Here is an 18,828-nt window from a genome sequence, read left to right as displayed (position 1 = left end):
GGCTGGATTTTAAAATGGAATTTTTTAAGAAAAAAACACAAATAGATTTCCTTGGAATAAAGAAATATACGACTGCTTTTTCAGCTATCTTAATTGTATTATCTTTATTCTTTATTTTTACAAAAGGTCTTAATTTGGGACTAGATTTTACAGGCGGTTATCAAATGCAAGTTCAGTTGAGTAATTCACAAACAGCAAGTGAATTAACTTCTGAATTAGATAAAATTGGTTATAAAAACTCTAATATTACAACATTTGGTGAAAATAATGGTTTTCTAATTAAGCTTCCTCCACAACAAAGTAAAGCAAGCTCTGTTAGTATAGAAACTGTACAACAAGAAATGAAAACTCAAATTGAAAAAGCAATTAATGGAAATGTTGAGAGTATAAATTATATTGGACCACAAGTTGGAAAAGAATTAGCAAGCAATGGTATTTTAGCTATACTTTTAGCTCTTATATGTATTTTAGTTTATATAAGTGCTAGATTTGAAATGAAGTTTGGAATAAGTGCTTGTCTAGCTTTATTGCATGATCCTATAGTTATTTTAGGAGTTTTTGCAGCATTTCAATTAGAGTTTGATTTAACTGTACTAGCAGCTATATTAGCTGTCATAGGCTATTCATTAAATGATACAGTAGTAATTTATGATAGGGTTAGAGAGAACTTTAGAAAAATGCGTAAAGCATCTGTTACTGAGGTTGTTAACAGTGCAATTAATGATACATTATCACGTACAATTTTAACCTCAGGTCTTACTATGCTAGTAGTAGTTATCCTATATTTATTTGGTGGGGCATCTGTTCATAATTTTTCATTAGCTCTTATCTTAGGTATTATTGTTGGGACTTACTCTTCTATATATGTTGCTGGAGTGATTGCTGTTGCATTAGGCCTTAATAGGGAATCTTTATTACCAAAACAAGTTTCTAAAAATCTAGAAGATATCTAAAGTTTTATCCTATATAAAAAATATTAAATAATGTATAATCTCGTTAGAATATTTATAGTTATGGAAACTATAATTTATTTAAAATATTTATAAATTATTTAAGGAATATCGTGAAAAAAATAATTAGTTTTTCTTTAACATTGGTTGCTTTATTTTGTAGCTATGGTTTTGCAAGTTCAACTGCAGCTGAAAACAATAGTAGTTGCAAAGATAGTAATAAAAATAAAGAAATTTATGTAAGCATTTATGATAAAAACTCTAGTGATGCTGAAGTAATAAGCAAATTATTACCAAAATCAGATAAAAGCTATACAGTTTTCTATTGTACAGAAAATAGTTGGTGTGAAATTGTAAATCAAGAGAATGGAAAAACTGGCTGGATCAATATGGAAGAGCTTAAAAAAGCTGAAGAAGCATATATGAAACAAAATCAAAAGAAAATAATGTTTCAACAGATGATAAGCCATATAGACTCTCAAGATAGAAGAATAGGGCAGTTAGAAGCACAAATGGTTCAAATGCAAAAAGAATTTGTTTCAGTATTACAAGCACAACAACAACAAATAAATAGATTAAAGCAGGCTTACTATTAATATAATTCATAAAAACATATCTTACTTCTCAAAGGTGATTATCAACAATGAGTAGTGAAAAAAAATTCTTACCCGCAAAAACAAAAACTTTACCCGTAGTATCCGATAATAATTTATCAGGCTATTTAAGTTATATTAACAAGCTTCCTATTTTATCTGAAAAAGAAGAATATGAATTAGCCCAAAAATATAGACATGAAAAAGATATTGATGCAGCACAAAAACTAGTTTTAGCTCATTTAAGATTTGTTGCTAAAATTGCTAGGAGCTTTTCAGGTTATGGACTATCTATAGCGGATCTAATTCAAGAAGGAAATATTGGATTAATGAAGGCGGTGAGTAAATTTGATCCAGATCAAGGAGTTAGGCTCGTCTCATTTGCAGTTCATTGGATAAAAGCTGAAATGCATGATTATGTACTTAAAAATTGGAAAATAGTCAAAGTTGCAACAACCAAGTCGCAAAGAAAACTTTTTTTTAATTTAAGAAGTAGTAAAGATAAAATAGGTTGGCTAAATAATCAAGATGTGAAAGAAATAGCTGAAGAACTTGGAGTGAAAGAAGAAACAGTTATTGAGATGGAAAAAAGAATGTGTCAAGGTGATACTAGCCTAGATTTACCATACCAAAATGATGATGGACAAGAAAATAATCAAGAAAGTTTATATCTAGAAGATAAATCATCAAATGTTGAGCATCAGATTGTACAGCAAGATTATTATGATAATTTCAAAACTGTGATTAAAGATGTTCTTGGCGGGTTTGATAGCCGAACTAAAGATATTATTCTATCTAGATACCTTATTGAGAAAAAAGCAACGTTACAAGATTTAGCAAAAAAATATAATATTTCAGCAGAAAGGGTTAGGCAAATAGAAGAGGAAGCCTTAATAAAACTAAAAAAAGCTATCAAAAATCGGACTTAATTATATAGACTAATCCAAAACTAATTATGCTAATATACTCATATAACTTTTAATACTAATATTAAAATGAAAAATTTTATACCTATATCAAATAGTAATATAAATAAAAAAGTATATTTAGATGGTTCAAAGAGTATTTCAAATAGAGTATTAATTATTGCAGCTATGGCTAATGGAGTTTCACAGATAAAAAATCTCCCTAATAGTGCTGATGTTCTAGCATGTGTAAATGCTCTAAAAGAGCTTGGATTTAATGTTGAACATTCTCAAGAAAGAAAAACTTTAAAGATAGAAGGCTTAGCCGGAAGTTTTCAAAATAAAGATGCAAAAATATTTTGTAATGAATCTGGTACTTTGACTAGGTTTATTACCCCTATGTGCGCAGTACAGAAGTTTGGTAATTATTATATTTTTGCAACAAAAAGAATGATGGAAAGACCCATGTCTGATCAGTTAAGTGCTCTAGTAGAACTTGGAATGAAGGTCAGTTATGAACATCATGAATTGTCTTTACCAATGACTATCCATGCTAATGGACTACTTGGGGGTAACATTAAGATTGATGGTGCTAAAAGTAGTCAGTTCGCTTCGGGGCTATTAATGGCTGGAGCATATATGGACAAAGGATTACAGTTAGAGTCATTATCTGACCATAAGCAACCATATTTAGAAATGACAGCAAAAGTAATGGCAGAGTTTGGAGTAAAGGTTGCTATAGATAGAAATGTTTATAAAGTAGAAAAATCAAACTTTATAGCACAAAATGAATATGTGATAGAACCTGATGTTTCAACAGCATCTTATTTTTGGGCAGTTGCTGCTATAACAAATTCTAAAGTTAAAGTAATGAATGTTTCTAAAAATTCCAAACAAGGGGATATTAAATTTGTAGAAGCATTAGAAAAAATGGGCTGTAAAGTTAATTATGAAAGTGATGGAATAGAAGTAATTGGCACAAATACTTTAAAAGGCATAAATATTGATATGAGAAACTTTTCAGATACCTTTATGACTTTAGCAATTATAGCTTGTTTTGCTGATTCTGATACTCATATATCTGGTTTAACTCACACAAGAGGACAAGAGTCAGATAGGGTTGCCGCAATAGAAGAAGGGCTTAAAAAATTGGGGATTTATGTTGAAACTACTAAAGACACTATATTAATTTCTCCATCTAGAAGTAAATTAAAATCAGCAGAGGTTTATAGTCATAATGATCATAGAATAGCAATGTCTTTAGCTTTATTAGGCTTAAAACAGGATGGTGTAATTATAGATAAATCAGAAGCAGTATCAAAAACTTGTCCAGATTATTTTGAAAGGATGAGAGAGTTAATAGGCTAGTTTTATAAAATATTATGGCAAAGCAACGAGTAATTTTAAGAACTTTACAAAATAGATGGTATAAAAGAATACTTGTTATTTCAGCAAAACAGGAAACCTATTTTGATAAGCTTAAAGCATTAAATAAAGCTTCTGTTTCAGGCTTTCTAATTGAAGAGCCAAGAGGTTGCATATTTGACTTAGATGCCTGGCCTTTTTCTTTAAAATATTTTGATTTAATAATATTAGATGACATTATTTTTACATATAAAAAGCAACTCAAAGACATTCTTGAACAAGTGCATTTTTGTTTAGCAGATGATGGAGATCTTGTAATTGTTAGTACAAAAGGATGTTTTGCTGCTGAATTATTACCTAAAGCCATATCAAGTGGATTTATTAATGATAAATTGACTCCAATTAGTAGTAGTGAAAATAGAATTTTAAATAATATAAAAAAATTAGCGACTCGAGAATTCATAGCATTTTTCAAAAAAAGTAGGCATTTTGATTTGGATTCTGCCGTACTATCTTCAAAAGTTGCTGTAGCTGTAAAAGTTTAAGAGAATACATATTATGAATGAAAATAGAGTTATAGCTTATACTGATGGAGCATGCAAAGGAAATCCTGGAGTTGGGGGTTGGGGAGCTTTACTTATATATAAAGGTAATATAAAAGAATTATGTGGTGCAGAAAAAGACACTACTAATAATAGAATGGAGCTTCTTGCGGCTATTAATACCTTAAAAACATTAAAAAGAAAATGTGATATAACAATATATACAGATTCAAAATATTTACAAAATGGTATTTTAGACTGGATGCCTAATTGGATAAAAAATAATTGGAAAACTAAAGCTAATAAACCTGTAAAAAATAAAGATCTATGGGAAGAACTAAATAACCTAGTCAAATCACATAATGTGAAATGGTCTTGGGTTAAGGGACATAGTGGGGATGCAGGAAATGAAAGAGCTGATGCTTTAGCTAATGAAGCAATAAATAAATTAATAAAATAACAAAGGTTTTAAATGGAAAATTATAGTCATAAAAAAATATTAGTATTATATACAGGTGGAACTATTGGTATGGTTAGTACTGATAGGGGTTATGATGTTGAAGAAGGATATTTAACTAAGACAATTGATGGGATTCGTAATTTTTATGACTATAATATGCCTCAATTTGTTATTAAAGAATACCCAGTTCTTATAGATTCATCAAATATCAAACCTAAGAATTGGATTACTTTAGTATCTGATATTATTAAATATTATAATGACTATGATGGATTTGTTATTTTGCATGGTACAGATACATTATCTTATACTGCATCTGTATTATCTTTTATGTTAGGTGAAATACAAAAGCCAGTTATAGTAACCGGATCGCAAATACCTATTTCACAAATTAGATCTGACGCAACATTTAATATATTAAATAGTCTAATTTTTGCTTGTAGTGATAAAATTAAAGAAGTATGTGTTTATTTTAATCATAAGCTAAGAAGAGGGAATAGAACAACAAAAGCAGATGCCACTGGTTTTGATGCTTTTCTTTCCCCAAACTATCCATCATTAGCATATGTTGGAATAGATCTAAATCTTAAAGAAAAAAGATTATGGACTCGTCAACCAGATTCTACTATAGCGTCTTTGGAAAGGAACATAGAAATTCCTAAAATAGCTATGTTAAGTATTTTTCCAGGTATGGAGTATGATATTTTAGAAACAATTTTAGAACCGCCGTTACAAGGTCTTATTTTAAAGACTTATGGTGCTGGAAATATGGCTAATGATCCTAGTGTTCATAAAATACTAGCTAAGGCTAATGATAGAGGGATTGTTATTGTTAATTGTACTCAATGTATGTACGGAAGTGTGAAAATGAATGCGTATAAAACCTCAAACGGATTAGTTGATGCTGGTGTTGTTTCTGGATATGATATGACAGATGAGGCAGCTCTTGGAAAACTTTTTTATCTACTTACTCAAAAAAATATTACTCAAAAAGAAATAAAAGAAGCTTTTAATATAAGTTTGCAAGGAGAAGTTACTATTCCAAAAGGTATTTAAAAATTTGCTTTTTTTAAAAACTATACTAAAATAGTATGGATTTTTTTATAAGCTTTGAAAAGAGGAGATAATTGATGAGTGATATTAAAGAGTTATTAGAAGGTAATAGAAAATGGGCAAAAAATATAAAAGAAGTTGACCCTGAATTTTTTAACACTTTATCAAAAGGTCAAGCACCAGAATATTTATGGATAGGGTGTTCTGATAGTAGAGTCCCTGCAAACCAAATATGTGGTTTAATACCTGGAGATGTTTTTGTTCATCGTAATGTTGCAAACATAGTTTCATTAACTGATTTAAATTGTTTATCGGTTCTTCAGTATGCGGTAGAAGTGTTGAAAGTTAAGAAAATTATTGTCTGTGGACATTATTCTTGTGGTGGTGTAGAAACTATTGTTAAATGCAAGCAATTTGGACTTATAGATAACTGGCTAACATCAATTCAGGAAATTAAAGAGCAGAATATAGAGCTTATAGAAGAGACTTTAGAACATTTAAAGCATGATAAAGCTCGTTATGAATCGGCGATGGTTGATATTATGTGTGAGCTAAATGCTTTACACCAAGCTATTAACTTATGTAAAACAACTGTTGTTAAAACTGCTTGGAGAAAGGGTCTTAATTTTACTATCCATTCTGCTATTTATGGTATTAAAGATGGCAAACTTCATCAAATTAGCCAAGGTATTGGTTCAAGAGAAGAAATGAAAGCTGCTTATAAAGGTGCTATTGAAGGAATAAGAGCTAGATATTTAATTCTTTAAGATTCTACTAATCTATCAGAAACAATTTCCTGAGCTTCACTAAAAGTCGCACTTTCTGGAGTAACCAAAGTGAATTGAGAAGTCTCTTCTTGTGAGGATTTTGATCTAACACGTAATCTATAAATAATATACAAAGATAATAGTGTAGAAGCAGATCCTACTGTAATAAAAAATCCTATACTTCCTATAATATCTGTAAATATAGAAATAATAATTGGACCAAATATTGATCCTAATCCATAAAATATTGTAATTAAACCAATTGCACTTAATATCTGATCCTCATCTAAAAAGTCACTAGAATGACTTATTGCTAATGGATATATAACAAATGCTCCTCCGCCAAACAAAAACATAATTACTATGAATATAGGTAATACATGATAGAAAATACATACAAGCAGCGAAGCTATAACTAGACCTATGCTAACAATTAACATCACAACCCTTCTATCAATCATATCAGAGATTTTACCAATAGGTATCTGAAGTAACATTCCTCCGAGTAGAGTAGTCATCATAATTATTGATACTGTATTATGATCATTTGATATATTTATTAAAAATAAAGGCAACATTGAATAAACAGAGCCTAAAAGGACTCCTCCAGTAAATCCAGCAACCATTCCTAAAGGTACAGCCTTTATAATTTTCATAGGGGAGTTTACTTCTTCAGAAGCTGGTGCTGGTGCAACTGTTTTTGTAAAACACATAAAAACAATTGCTACACTACATAATGTAGAAACAAAGCAATATGCTAATAATAAATCACTAAAATGGAAATTTAGCATTAATTGGCTAAAAGCTTGAGTTCCATAATATATAAATAAATATATTGAAAAAATAGTGCCTCTACTTTTCTTATCTGTAGATAATAAACACCAGCTTTCAACAATTACAAATAAAGCAGCTAGTGAATAGCCGCATATAAATCTTAAAATCATCCATACTAACATCCCTTTAAAAATACCTAGCAACAAAGTACTTATAGCCATTGTTGATGCAAATAAAGAAAATGCTCTAATATATCCGACTCTTACAATAGTATATTGAGAAAAATAAGGTCCTGCTGTTAAGCCTAAAAAATATGCAGCTGATATTATACCTATAGCTATGTGAGAGTGTCCCATGCTATTAAGCTCTATTGTAGAGAATGTCGTGAAAAAGCCATTTCCAAACGAAAGAACGCACATTGCTATTATTGGCGTTAGTATTAGAAGTAAAGTTTTTTTCATTTTTATATGATGCAAGCTTGCATAATATCTAAATTATATAGAAACCTACTATATAAGTTAAGGGATGTTAGTATGAATAGTTTAAGATTTTAGTTTTTTTAGAAAATCTTTATTAAAGTCATTCTCAAAAACATTATTTAATCTAGCCCCAGATCCAAGATGTAAGTCAAAAATTTTAGTCTTCTCAATAAATTTGAATATATTTGATTCTTTAAACCCAGCTCCAGCAAGAAGTTGAATTTTAGAATCCTCTAAAATATCTTTTGCTTTTATTAAATTATTAATCCCTTCTAAAGCAGATTGATGATGTCCTGATGTAAGGATAGTTTTTATATCATATTTAGTTAATATATTTAAGGCTTTAAAATAGTCTTTTGTTTCATCTATAGCCCTATGGAAGGTTAGATCAAGATGTTCTTTTTTATCTATTATTATTTTTAATTTTTCTTCATCAATATAACCATTCTTATCCAAACATCCAAATACAATACCATTAGCTTTAGTTTTTTTTATTTTTTCTAAATCTTTTAACATGGTTGACATATCATCATTGCTATAAGTAAAACTATTGGCATGAGATCTAAGCATTACATTTACAGGAATGTTAACTGAGTTGCAAACTGATAAAATTATATCTATATTTGGAGTTAATCCACCAACTTTTAAATTCTCTACTAGCTCTATTCTATCAATATTTAATTTTTCAGCTTTTTGAGAATCTAAAATATTAGTTGTTATAACTTCTATATACATTTATCGTTGATCATTTTTATATGAATTATCATAATTATTACGAGCTGGTAAAAAAGTAGCTATTTGAGTCATCATAGAATAGCTTAATGTATCTTGTAAGTTATTATAGACTCGTGTAGCTTCAGCATTTTGAGCTAACTGCATACCAGAGTTACTCTGCCAATATTGTTGTGCACTTATAGATTTATTTGGAACAATTTCTATAACTTTTAACTTTTTATTATCATCTTGTTCAATATTACCTTGTTCAGTATTACCTTGTTCAGTATTACCTTGTTCAGTATTACTTTGTTCAGTATTACTTTGTTCAGTATTACCTTGTTCAGTATTACCTTGTTCAGTATTACTTTGTTCAGTATTACTTTGTTCAGTATCATCATTTATTATTGGTTTGACAAGATTGTATATAACAGTTAATTTCAACAAATAAGTATTACTTGAAGCTCCTCCAACAACGCCTGTAAGTTGACTAGTTTTTTTAACATTTTGTAAATTTATAACATATTCTGCATCTTTAGGATCATTTACAATTATAGCCTTAGTTCTTATGAGATACCGAGTTAGGCTATTTGCATATTGATCAAAGTCATTTGAATTAATATAAAATTTTACTCCTTTTATTTTTGTACCTCCAGAGCCTGTACCTCTTGGATGAAAACCACAACTAATAAGTATGATTGACATAATAAAAACAGCTATAAGATTTTTAAGATAATTTTTTGTCATATTATTTTTATTTATCCTTTACTTAATTACAATATTCATCAATTTTTGAGGAACATAAATAATTTTAACAATTTGTTTATCATTTATTGAGTTTTTTATCGAATCTTGAGCTAAAACTTCTTTTTCTATTTCTTCTTTAGATAATGATGATGCTAATTCAAATTTAGCTTTTACTTTACCATTTATTTGTACTACAAGTAAGAAATCATCTTTATCTAAAGCATTCTCATCAATCTTAGGAAATTCTGAAATTAATATATTTTCACCAAAATCTAATTTTTGCCATAGTTGATGAGAAATATGAGGCGTGAATGGAGACATAATTCTTAAAAGTATAGATAAACCTTCCGCTTTAACATTCCCAGATAAAGTATCATCATAATCATTTAAGGTATTTAATATTTTCATACATGCAGAAACTACAGTATTAAATTGACTTTTATCAAAATCAAAGATCGCTTGCTTTAAGTTTGAATATATTTCATAACGAGCTTTTTTATCAGTTTTTGATAAGTTGTTTAAGCTTATGCTTGAAGGTAGTATGTTTTTATTTGCTTGAGCATAATTCCAAACTTTTCTTAAAAATTTATTAGCTCCCTCAACCCCTGTATCAGACCATTCTAAAGATTGTTCTGGAGGGGCAGCAAACATACTAAATAATCTAACTGTATCTGCACCATACTTATCTATAAGCTCTTGAGGGTCTACAGTATTGCCTTTCGATTTAGACATTTTTGCACCATCTTTTAGGACCATACCTTGTGTTAGAAGATTTGTAAATGGCTCACTACTAGTTACTAATCCTTCATCACGCATTAATTTATGGAAAAACCTAGCATATAAAAGGTGCATAATAGCATGTTCAATTCCACCTATATATTTATCTACAGGTAGCCAATAATTTGCCTCATTATCTAGCATTTTATTAGCAGTAGGGCAGGTATATCGGGCATAGTACCAAGATGATTCAAAAAAAGTATCAAAAGTATCTGTTTCTCGAGTAGCTTTGCTTCCACATTTTGGACATGAAGTTTCTAGAAATTCTGACATAGTTTTAAGTGGGGAACCAGCTTCTGTCAAGGTTACATTAGTAGGTAGCTTAACAGGTAAATTTTCTTCTTTTTCAGGGACAATTCCACAGCTATCACAATGAACCATAGGAATAGGACAACCCCAATATCTCTGACGAGAAATGCCCCAATCATGGATTCTAAAGTTAGTCGTTTCATATCCTTTATTATTATCAAATAAATATTTTTTAATAGCTTGGTAAGCTTTTTTAAAGTTTAGACCATTAAACTCATCAGAATTGATAAGAACACCTTTTTCTATAAAAGCTTCTTTTGTTAAGTCTACCTTTATATTTTTATTTTCTGATTCAATAACTTGCTTTAAATGGATATTATACTTTTGAGCAAATTCCCAATCTCTCTGATCATGAGCTGGTACAGACATAACAGCACCAGTACCATATCCCATAAGTACAAAGTTTGCTATCCAAACATCAACTTCTTCATTAGAAATGGGGTGAATAACTTTTAAAGAGGTTTTAATACCTTTTTTCTCTTGAGTGGAAAGATCAGCTTCCATAGTAGAAGTATGTCTGCACTCTTCTATAAAATTATTTATTTCTGAATTTATCTTTGCCAGCTCTAAAGCAAGAGGGTGCTCAGGAGCAATTGCTAAATAGCTAACTCCCATTAAAGTATCTGGCCTTGTAGTAAATACTTCTAAAATCTCATTAGAATGTTTTAGATTAAATTTGACAGTTAAACCTTTAGACTTGCCAATCCAATTTGTTTGCATAGTTTTTACAGCTTCAGGCCAGCCTTCAAGCTTTTGAATATCATTCAATAATTCATCTGCATAATCTGTAATTTTTAGAAACCATTGAGGAATCTCTTTTTTCTCAATTAAAGCACTAGATCTCCAACCACGACCATCAACAACTTGCTCATTCGCTAAGACTGTTTGATCAACAGGATCCCAGTTAACAACAGAGTTTTTACGATACGCTAACCCTTTTTTATAAAGTTGTATAAAGAACCATTGTTCCCATTTATAGTAATCTTCATCACAAGTAGCTATCTCTCTAGACCAATCAAAGCTAAATCCTAAAGAAGAAAGCTGCTCTTTCATATGAGAAATATTGCTTTTTGTCCATTCATAAGGAGATTTTTTATGTTTTATTGCAGCGTTTTCTGCTGGCAACCCAAAAGCATCCCAGCCCATAGGATGAAGAACATTTTTGCCTTGCATAGTTTGATATCTTGCTATCACATCACCAATTGTATAGTTTCTGACATGTCCCATATGTAATGTACCACTAGGGTAGGGTAGCATAGATAAGCAATAGAATTTTTCTTTATTAGGGTTTTCTTTTGCTTCAAAACTTTTATTTTCTTGCCAATATTTTTGAGCTGCTTTTTCTATTTGATTAAAGTTATATTCATTCATCGGAAATATAAGAACCTATAATTGAAAATTTTATAAAAAATAATTGGCTTAATTCTAAGCCAAAATGAATAAAATATCTAGTTTTCAGACATCCATGTTTCTAAAATGACACATGCCGCAATAGCATCAACTTTAATATGATTAACTTTTTTATTTTTTACGGCTTCTAATCGAGATCTTGCTTCACGAGTTGAGTATGCTTCATTTATTAAATGTATCTTTTTATCAGCATATCTTTCTTGAACAGTTCTAGAAAAAAGTTTTGCTTCTCTAGTTATATCTGTTTCAAAACCATAAGCATCTAATGGAAGACCTATAATAATATCACTTGGATTCCATTTTTTTATAACTTTATCAAGTTCATACCAATCTGGAGTTCCATCATAAGCAGGAACAGTGCCAACAGGGGATGCTGTGCGAGTTATCATTTGCCCACTAGCTATTCCTATTCTTGATTTACCATAATCTATAGCTAAAAGGGTATTGAACATTTTTTATCCATGACCTATGTGATTAAATATTTTATCAAAATTAGCTAAGCTTAAACCAGATGCTTCAACATGATTTTCCCATTTGTCAGTATTTTCAAAATGAAACATTACTTTTTTATTTATTTTATTGGTAATAAGCCAATCATTAGCTTTGATTTCATCACTTAGTTGTTCTGATGTCCAACATGAATAACCTAAAACTGGTAGAAAATATTCAGGCAAAATATTATTTGCAAGATCTTCTAATATATCTACAGAGGCCGTAATCGCTAATCCATCAGATAGTTTGATAGTGGAATCATATTGATGTGTATTATGAACTGAGTGTAAGATAAGAATTTTATTTGGACTAATAGGTCCACCCATATAAACAGGTTGTTCTAAAACTTCTTCAAAGGTATTAGAATAGTCAATCTTAAGCTCTTTAAAAACATCTCTCAAACATTCAGGCAAAGGTTTATTTACTATAAGACCCATAGCTCCGTATTTGTCATTTTGACATAAATATATAACAGATTCAGAAAAAACTAGATCATTTTTAATAAGAGGCGTAGCAACTAAAACTTCACTTTTGTGATTACTAAACATGCTATAATGAACCCCACAATTTAATTTTAAAAAAGCTTTATTATGATTAAAGCAAGTATAGGAATTATTCTAAATGAAGAACGCTCTAAAGTCTATCTAAGTTTAAGACAGGCACATCAGACATATTCTGGATTCTGGGAGTTTCCAGGAGGTAAAGTAGAAAAAAATGAAAGCTATGAAGAATGTATTAAAAGAGAGGTTTTTGAAGAAGTAGGGATAATAGCTCAAGAATTAGAACTTCTAGAAAAAAAAGATTATATAAATAAACATGATATGCATATTTTCTTAGAGTTTTATCTTATAACAAAATATGAAAGTCTGCCTAAAGCTAAAGAAGGACAAAAGTTAAAATTAGTAAATATTTATGATTTAAATAAATATAATATTTTGCCAGCAAGTAAAAGTGTCATAGAAAAGTTAATAAAATTAAACAAACAGATAATAAGATAATTAGTATTCAGAAATAGGGCTAGAATGTTTAAATTATTAAACACATAATTTAACATAATATATATTATGCGAACACAGATGTGACTGGGATATAATTGCCATTACGTTGGTTTTATATACTTATCTATGTTAAAGTCTACCTAATATACTATGCTCTTTTTTGTTTATGAAACAAATTATAAAACTTTTTTTAATTTTAATATTATTTCAACAGGTCAGCTTTGCATCACTTAATAATATGCAGCAAAAAAAAGTTCTAAGAAAAGATTTTTTTAATAATATAAGTCATATCTATTATGATGATAAAAAAACAGATAATGGATTTGATGGATTCAAAGTAGATATTTATAGTCTATATATATGTGATAAAAATAATTTTTGTTATAAACATAATATATCTTCAGGTGTTCCAACTGTAATAACTATTAATACAGTAAATACTAGAAATATGCATGAAATCACAACAAAACTTTCCTATGATGAACTTAAAAAAATATACTTTACTGGTAACTTAAGTACTGTAAAACTAATTTCTTCAAAATATATAAAAGATTTACCTCCTATCGCCCTCCTTACTTCAAATAATGGAGAAATTGAGGGAATTGAAATTACCACAAAGCAGTCAAAAGATTATTCATATACATATTCGAGTGTTTTTACAGAAGACTTAGAAAAAACTAAAGAATGGGCTTTATTATTAAATTAGAAGGAAATATAATCAAAATGGTCAAAAAAATACTATATATTTTAGCTTTAGCTCTATGTTTTACTAATTTAGCTATTGCAGAATCTTCTGATGAAAATAAGCACCCTAAAATCTTTGAGCAATGTAGTAATAAGTTAAATTCTGAAATAATAAGAAAAGTTGCTAAACTTAACGAAATCTATGGCCAAGATAATAGTTTTCCATTTTATGTTAAAAATATAGTTTGTAGTGACACAAATGGTAAAAAAGTTGAAATATCTGCTTTTAGGAATAATAAAAAATTCATTTATCTAATAATTTCAATAAATGATAAAACCTACTATGTAAATATTTTTAATTATTATAAGGGTGATTTTAATAAGTTAGCTAAAGTTACGATTGGTGATGGTTTTCCATGGGATACTCCTGAAAAAAGTGATTTTGTATTTGTGGAAGTTGATCATTTGAGTGGTTTAGTAACTTCACCAGAATATTATATTTTAGGTGAAAATGGACAAGCTACTTACTTTGCAGGTTCATATACTATAGTTTATGGTGATCATGATAATCAAGAATTTTATATATCTACAAGTTTTCTAGATATCTATACATCTCCAGACTATATAGAAAATATGAAATATACTACAAGTTTTGATGAGACAGATGATTTACAGTTGCAAAATGCACAAGGAGCTGTAAGTATAGAACCATTATTTGGTGGAGGTGGCTTAAAATTTATTCATAGTAAAGAGATTCAATCATGTATCGGCGCTACTCCTGGTTCTAGTCCGAGCATGTGTTTATTTGGAACTAAAACTGAGGTAAAAAAATGGGAGAATTATGCTTATCTTTGTGGAACTAATAAGTTAAGTATGTTTTTTAGCTCATCAAGATCTAATTTTTGTAAGCATGCTAAAGATTATAAATTCAACTTTGGTGAAATATTGATTTAAAATTTTATCTTTAGCTTATTAATCAAAATTAACTCCATTATAATTATTAGCCTTCTCATTAGCTTTATAGTAACTAGCTGGCTTATAATGTAAAAAAGACTCATTTATCATAGAACCAAAAAAGCCATAAAGTTTAGAATTATAGTCTGCAACAGCTTCATTATAATAGATTCTTGAGATGTTTATTCTATTCTCACTACCCTCTAGTTGAGACTGTAAAGTAATAAAATTATCACTAGATTTTAAATTTGGATATCTATCGCTAACAGCTAATAATTCATTTATTGTATTATTTACATGCTGTTGTTTTTCTGCTAAATAATTAATATTATCATGACCTACTGGTAAGGTAGAATATTCTTTAGACTTCCCCTGCTGTTTGATATTAGCTAAAGTTTCTTTTTCATGTTTAGCATACTGATTTACTATTTTAACTAAATTTGGTATTAAATCTGCCCTTCTTTGTATAGCCGACTCAATATTTCCCATTTCTCTCATTACAGCTTGTTTACTATTAACTAAGCCGTTGTAGTTTACAATAGTTACTATACTAATCAACAAAATGATAACGCCAAAGAAAGCTAGTAGCCCAATAAAAAGTGTTGAAAGTGATATAGAAGCTTCTTTTTGTATTTTATTATTCATTTTGTAAATTTACCTTTTAACTAAAAGAAACCTTAGGCGGCTGAATTGCTTGTTTATCTGCTTGGAAATATGGCATTTCTTGATATTTTAACATAATAGCATTTACTATTTTGCCGAAGAAACTAAGTAAAAGGCTATTAAAGCTTTGAATAGCGCTATTATAACGATCTCTTTTTATAGAGATTTCTGACTCAATTCCTGAGAGTTCTTGCTGTAAGCTTAGGAAATTTTGATCCGCTTTAAGATTTGGATAGTTTTCAGTAACAGCCATAAGTTTTGCTAAAGCTGAGCTAAGCTGATTTTGATTATTCAAAAAGTCTTTTATTTGTTCAGGACTTGAAACCTTTGTAGCGTATGATTGGCTCCTAAGCTCTTGAACTTCTGTTAAGGTACTTTTCTCATGTGAGGCATAACCTTTTACAGTTTCTACAAGATTTGGAATTATATCTAGTCTTTTCTGTAGGCTTGATTCTATGTCTGCCCAAGTTTGTAAACCTATTTGTTTGCTATTAACAAGCTGGTTATACATTGAAATAAAAGCTTTTATAATAAGTAAAAGTATTACACCAAATATGATTATAATTAGTGAAAAAATGATAATTGATAAAAAAGATCCAGGTGTCATAATAAGTTTTTGAACCAACTAGTAATTATTAAATAATAGAGCATCGTAGTATCTTTTACAATGTAGAGAGGTCTATTACCAACTACCACTAGCTCCACCACCTCTAGATGAGCCCCCTCCTCCTCGGAAACTGCCGCCACTGCTACTTGAGCTACCACCACTATAAGAAGAGCCACCGCCACCACCACTACGATATGATGAGCTGCTCTGACCATTTTTGCCAAAATCAAGCCTAGCTAAAAGAGCAGTATCTGTTGAGTTGATAGTAATAATCTTTCTAAACTTATCATTACTAGTTATTGTTGAGATTTTTTCAATTTTCCAATTTTGGCTATTTTTTATATCCTCTTTAGCAATATTTACATTATATTCAGATACAAGAGGATAGTTATTATTAGCAAAAATATCGATAACTATAAATCTAAATGATATTTGATCGTCAGCCTGAGTAAATTCAATAAGAAAGTTAAATGTATTAAGCTTTGTTTTATCATATTTAGCATAATTTTTATTTATCATTTCAGCAGCTTCATCATAAGTAAGAGTAATATCTTTAAATTGCTCTAATGCGGCATTTAATGTGCTTGCATATTGATACCAAAGCTCAGAAAAATGTTTTTTATTTTTTAGTCTATATATATTCTTTACAATAAGGTTGCTTACTATTTTTAACCTTCCAAAAGCATTTCCAAATTCAATAGGTGACATTAACGAGTTCATGTCATAAACATCTTTTTTTGCTTTTGCCATTAAAAGAAGAAAAATGAAACCCGCAGCCACAGAGAAAATAACATCAAATATAGTATTAATAATGTTATTATTGAAAACTTTAAATATAGCGAGATTTATAATAAGTATACAAGCAGCTACAGCAGCAAGAGATAATAGGTATTGTAATTTTCCTTCATATTCAGAACCAGTATATTTACCATATATTCCAGCTACTTTACTTAGGAATTTTTGATAGAAATAAAAGCTTATAGATAAAAGTATTAAAAAGAGTAGTATTAACAATACATAATAGCCAGCTCTATATTGGAAAAGTTTAGGAGCAAAACTAACATTATTGCCATCTAAAATGCTTTTGATTTTACCAATAGCCTCTAAAGTTCCTTCATAATAATATCCATCTCTAAAATTCGGAGTTATAACATCATAAATAATGCGACTAGATAGTGCATCAGTTAGATATGGCTCTAATTTTGTACCTATCTCTAATCTTACTTTTCTATTATCTTTTACTAATAGTAGTAAAACTCCATTATCATGGCCTTCAACCCCTATTTTATTTTTATTAAATAGTTTATTTGCATAAACTTCGAGAGAGATATTAGAAGGTAGTTTTTTTATAGTATAAATAACTATTTGGTTAGTAGTTTTCTTTTCATAATCTTCTAAAGCTTTTGCTAAAGAGTCTATTTGTAGAGTATTAAAGAAACCTCCATTATCTGTGACAAAATGTTCTATAGTTGGAATTTTATAAAAAATATCATTAATATCTAAATAATCTCTAGAAAATGGATCATAAGAACTATAGCTACTACTATTTGTAAAAATTAATTTTGAACCATCTAGTTTTAGAGCCATCTCATCTATGGCATCAACAATTCCTTGAGCTCCTTCATTTCTCTTAAGACTTGGTTCAATAATTGTAGAGACAATTTTATTTGTTAAAGATTGAGGCAACCATCCTGCTAAGAGAGGGCTTAATGTGATGCTAGCCAAATTCGAATCTTTAACAATTACTATCATAATTGTGTCTCTCTTCTTGATACGGCTCTTTTTGAAAACCATATTAGAATATTCTTCTAGAGAAAGATTAGCTGGCAAAGTATCTATAGTAAGTATTTTAAAGGATTCATTTTTTTGAAAGCTATTATGACTTAATATCCTCTTTAGAATATCTCGTTGTTGACTATTAAAAATATAAGCATTATCTGAAATAACCTCAAAAGTCATATCAGGAAGATCTTTTTCAGTTATTCCATACGGATAAAAATCTGAAGTTGGATTACTTTTATTAGAAACTACTAATGAGTTAGTTAATATATTGCCTAATTTATTCAAAGCATCAACCATACTTTTATAAATAAGGTTTTTACTTTGGTTATACTCTGTATAAAAAGCCATAGTTGTCCAAACAATATCACTCCTTGAAAGAACATCATTATTAGCTTTTATAAAAAAAGAACCTGCAAAAAGAATTAATATACCTTTTTCAGTATTAGAAAACTTCTGTTTGTATAGATCATTTAAATATTCATCAAGCTCATATTTATTTGCTATCTTTAAGTCTTTTTTTGTAACTATTTTTATACTTATATTCTTTTTTTGATAATAACTTTTTAATGAAGAGCTAAGTATTGAAAATTGACCAGTTGAAAAAAGATTTGCATCATCAGTAACATAGCCTTTGTTGATGTTTTCAAGTGCATTAGAGACTTGAGGAATACTAAAGATAAAGAAGATTGTTAATAGAGTATAAAAGTAAGACGGTATGATTTTTTTCACTAAATTAAATTTTATAAATTTATAATTTAAATTAAATTTTACATATTTATTGTTTACTTTTAAAATTTAAATTA

Annotated in this window: 20 protein-coding genes; 11 read left to right on the top strand and 9 right to left on the bottom strand. The window is 29.0% G+C overall.

The window, feature by feature from the left end; translation table 11 throughout:
• Nucleotides 1-14: 14 nt before the first annotated feature.
• The 8 genes from secF (at nt 15) to DNK87_RS02035 (ending at nt 6,635) form a co-directional block, all read left to right on the top strand.
• A complete protein-coding gene (gene secF, locus DNK87_RS02070; RefSeq protein ID WP_119330434.1) occupies nt 15-953 on the top strand; it encodes a protein translocase subunit SecF in 939 nt (312 codons plus the stop codon).
• Between the two features lie 110 nt (nt 954-1,063).
• Entirely contained in the window at nt 1,064-1,546 is a 483-nt protein-coding gene (locus tag DNK87_RS02065) for an SH3 domain-containing protein (protein ID WP_119330435.1), read from the top strand.
• A 47-nt stretch (nt 1,547-1,593) separates the two neighbouring features.
• Nucleotides 1,594-2,472: an RNA polymerase sigma factor RpoH gene (gene rpoH, locus DNK87_RS02060; RefSeq protein WP_119330436.1), complete on the top strand. Its 879-nt coding sequence runs from the start codon at nt 1,594-1,596 to the stop codon at nt 2,470-2,472.
• Nucleotides 2,473-2,538: 66 nt separating this feature from the next.
• The gene (gene aroA / locus DNK87_RS02055; RefSeq protein WP_119330437.1) at nt 2,539-3,816 is read left to right on the top strand and encodes a 3-phosphoshikimate 1-carboxyvinyltransferase; all 1,278 of its coding nucleotides are present in this window, start codon (nt 2,539-2,541) and stop codon (nt 3,814-3,816) included.
• Between the two features lie 14 nt (nt 3,817-3,830).
• Nucleotides 3,831-4,358, top strand: coding sequence for a class I SAM-dependent methyltransferase (locus DNK87_RS02050; protein ID WP_119330438.1), 528 nt, complete (start codon nt 3,831-3,833; stop codon nt 4,356-4,358).
• A gap of 13 nt (nt 4,359-4,371) precedes the next feature.
• Complete coding sequence (gene rnhA, locus DNK87_RS02045) at nt 4,372-4,815, top strand: ribonuclease HI (protein ID WP_119330439.1); 444 nt, start codon at nt 4,372-4,374, stop codon at nt 4,813-4,815.
• Between the two features lie 12 nt (nt 4,816-4,827).
• Nucleotides 4,828-5,871 carry an asparaginase gene (gene ansA / locus DNK87_RS02040; protein ID WP_119330440.1) on the top strand — a complete coding sequence of 348 codons (1,044 nt, stop codon included), beginning with the start codon at nt 4,828-4,830 and terminating at the stop codon, nt 5,869-5,871.
• 74 nt (nt 5,872-5,945) lie between these two features.
• Nucleotides 5,946-6,635 carry a carbonic anhydrase gene (locus DNK87_RS02035; RefSeq protein WP_119330441.1) on the top strand — a complete coding sequence of 230 codons (690 nt, stop codon included), beginning with the start codon at nt 5,946-5,948 and terminating at the stop codon, nt 6,633-6,635.
• Here DNK87_RS02035 and DNK87_RS02030 read toward each other — a convergent pair.
• The 6 genes from DNK87_RS02030 to DNK87_RS02005 form a co-directional block, all read right to left on the bottom strand.
• A complete protein-coding gene (locus DNK87_RS02030; RefSeq protein ID WP_119330442.1) occupies nt 6,632-7,870 on the bottom strand; it encodes an MFS transporter in 1,239 nt (412 codons plus the stop codon). The genes DNK87_RS02035 and DNK87_RS02030 overlap by 4 nt on opposite strands.
• A gap of 81 nt (nt 7,871-7,951) precedes the next feature.
• The gene (locus DNK87_RS02025; protein ID WP_119330443.1) at nt 7,952-8,623 is read right to left on the bottom strand and encodes a copper homeostasis protein CutC; all 672 of its coding nucleotides are present in this window, start codon (nt 8,621-8,623) and stop codon (nt 7,952-7,954) included.
• Nucleotides 8,624-9,349 carry an LPS-assembly lipoprotein LptE gene (locus tag DNK87_RS02020; RefSeq protein ID WP_119330444.1) on the bottom strand — a complete coding sequence of 242 codons (726 nt, stop codon included), beginning with the start codon at nt 9,347-9,349 and terminating at the stop codon, nt 8,624-8,626. It abuts the gene before it with no gap.
• Between the two features lie 18 nt (nt 9,350-9,367).
• Nucleotides 9,368-11,806, bottom strand: a complete 2,439-nt coding sequence (gene leuS / locus DNK87_RS02015) for a leucine--tRNA ligase (protein WP_119330445.1) — start codon at nt 11,804-11,806, stop codon at nt 9,368-9,370.
• 77 nt (nt 11,807-11,883) lie between these two features.
• Nucleotides 11,884-12,297, bottom strand: a complete 414-nt coding sequence (ruvX, locus tag DNK87_RS02010; RefSeq protein ID WP_119330446.1) for a Holliday junction resolvase RuvX — start codon at nt 12,295-12,297, stop codon at nt 11,884-11,886.
• A gap of 3 nt (nt 12,298-12,300) precedes the next feature.
• Nucleotides 12,301-12,885 carry a YqgE/AlgH family protein gene (locus DNK87_RS02005; RefSeq protein ID WP_071664141.1) on the bottom strand — a complete coding sequence of 195 codons (585 nt, stop codon included), beginning with the start codon at nt 12,883-12,885 and terminating at the stop codon, nt 12,301-12,303.
• Nucleotides 12,886-12,927: 42 nt separating this feature from the next.
• Between DNK87_RS02005 and mutT the strand changes: the two genes are divergently transcribed.
• The 3 genes from mutT (at nt 12,928) to DNK87_RS01990 (ending at nt 14,973) form a co-directional block, all read left to right on the top strand.
• Complete coding sequence (gene mutT / locus DNK87_RS02000; protein WP_119330447.1) at nt 12,928-13,335, top strand: 8-oxo-dGTP diphosphatase MutT; 408 nt, start codon at nt 12,928-12,930, stop codon at nt 13,333-13,335.
• A gap of 238 nt (nt 13,336-13,573) precedes the next feature.
• Nucleotides 13,574-14,041, top strand: coding sequence for a hypothetical protein (locus tag DNK87_RS01995; protein ID WP_159240189.1), 468 nt, complete (start codon nt 13,574-13,576; stop codon nt 14,039-14,041).
• A gap of 17 nt (nt 14,042-14,058) precedes the next feature.
• Nucleotides 14,059-14,973, top strand: a complete 915-nt coding sequence (locus DNK87_RS01990; protein WP_154401841.1) for a hypothetical protein — start codon at nt 14,059-14,061, stop codon at nt 14,971-14,973.
• Between the two features lie 18 nt (nt 14,974-14,991).
• On the opposite strand, the gene DNK87_RS01985 is transcribed toward DNK87_RS01990, so the two are convergent.
• The 3 genes from DNK87_RS01985 to DNK87_RS01975 all read right to left on the bottom strand — a co-directional run bounded on the left by DNK87_RS01985 (nt 14,992) and on the right by DNK87_RS01975 (nt 18,754).
• Nucleotides 14,992-15,618, bottom strand: coding sequence for a LemA family protein (locus DNK87_RS01985; protein WP_119330450.1), 627 nt, complete (start codon nt 15,616-15,618; stop codon nt 14,992-14,994).
• Nucleotides 15,619-15,634: 16 nt separating this feature from the next.
• Complete coding sequence (locus DNK87_RS01980) at nt 15,635-16,243, bottom strand: LemA family protein (protein ID WP_119330451.1); 609 nt, start codon at nt 16,241-16,243, stop codon at nt 15,635-15,637.
• 75 nt (nt 16,244-16,318) lie between these two features.
• Nucleotides 16,319-18,754, bottom strand: coding sequence for a TPM domain-containing protein (locus DNK87_RS01975; protein ID WP_119330452.1), 2,436 nt, complete (start codon nt 18,752-18,754; stop codon nt 16,319-16,321).
• Nucleotides 18,755-18,828 lie beyond the last annotated feature (74 nt).

Source organism: Pseudofrancisella aestuarii (assembly GCF_003574475.2).
In the GTDB taxonomy this organism is placed as follows: Bacteria; Pseudomonadota; Gammaproteobacteria; order Francisellales; family Francisellaceae; genus Francisella; species Francisella aestuarii.
The sequence above is the reverse complement of the archived record's forward strand: the minus strand, read 5'-3'. Positions and strand labels throughout refer to the sequence as shown.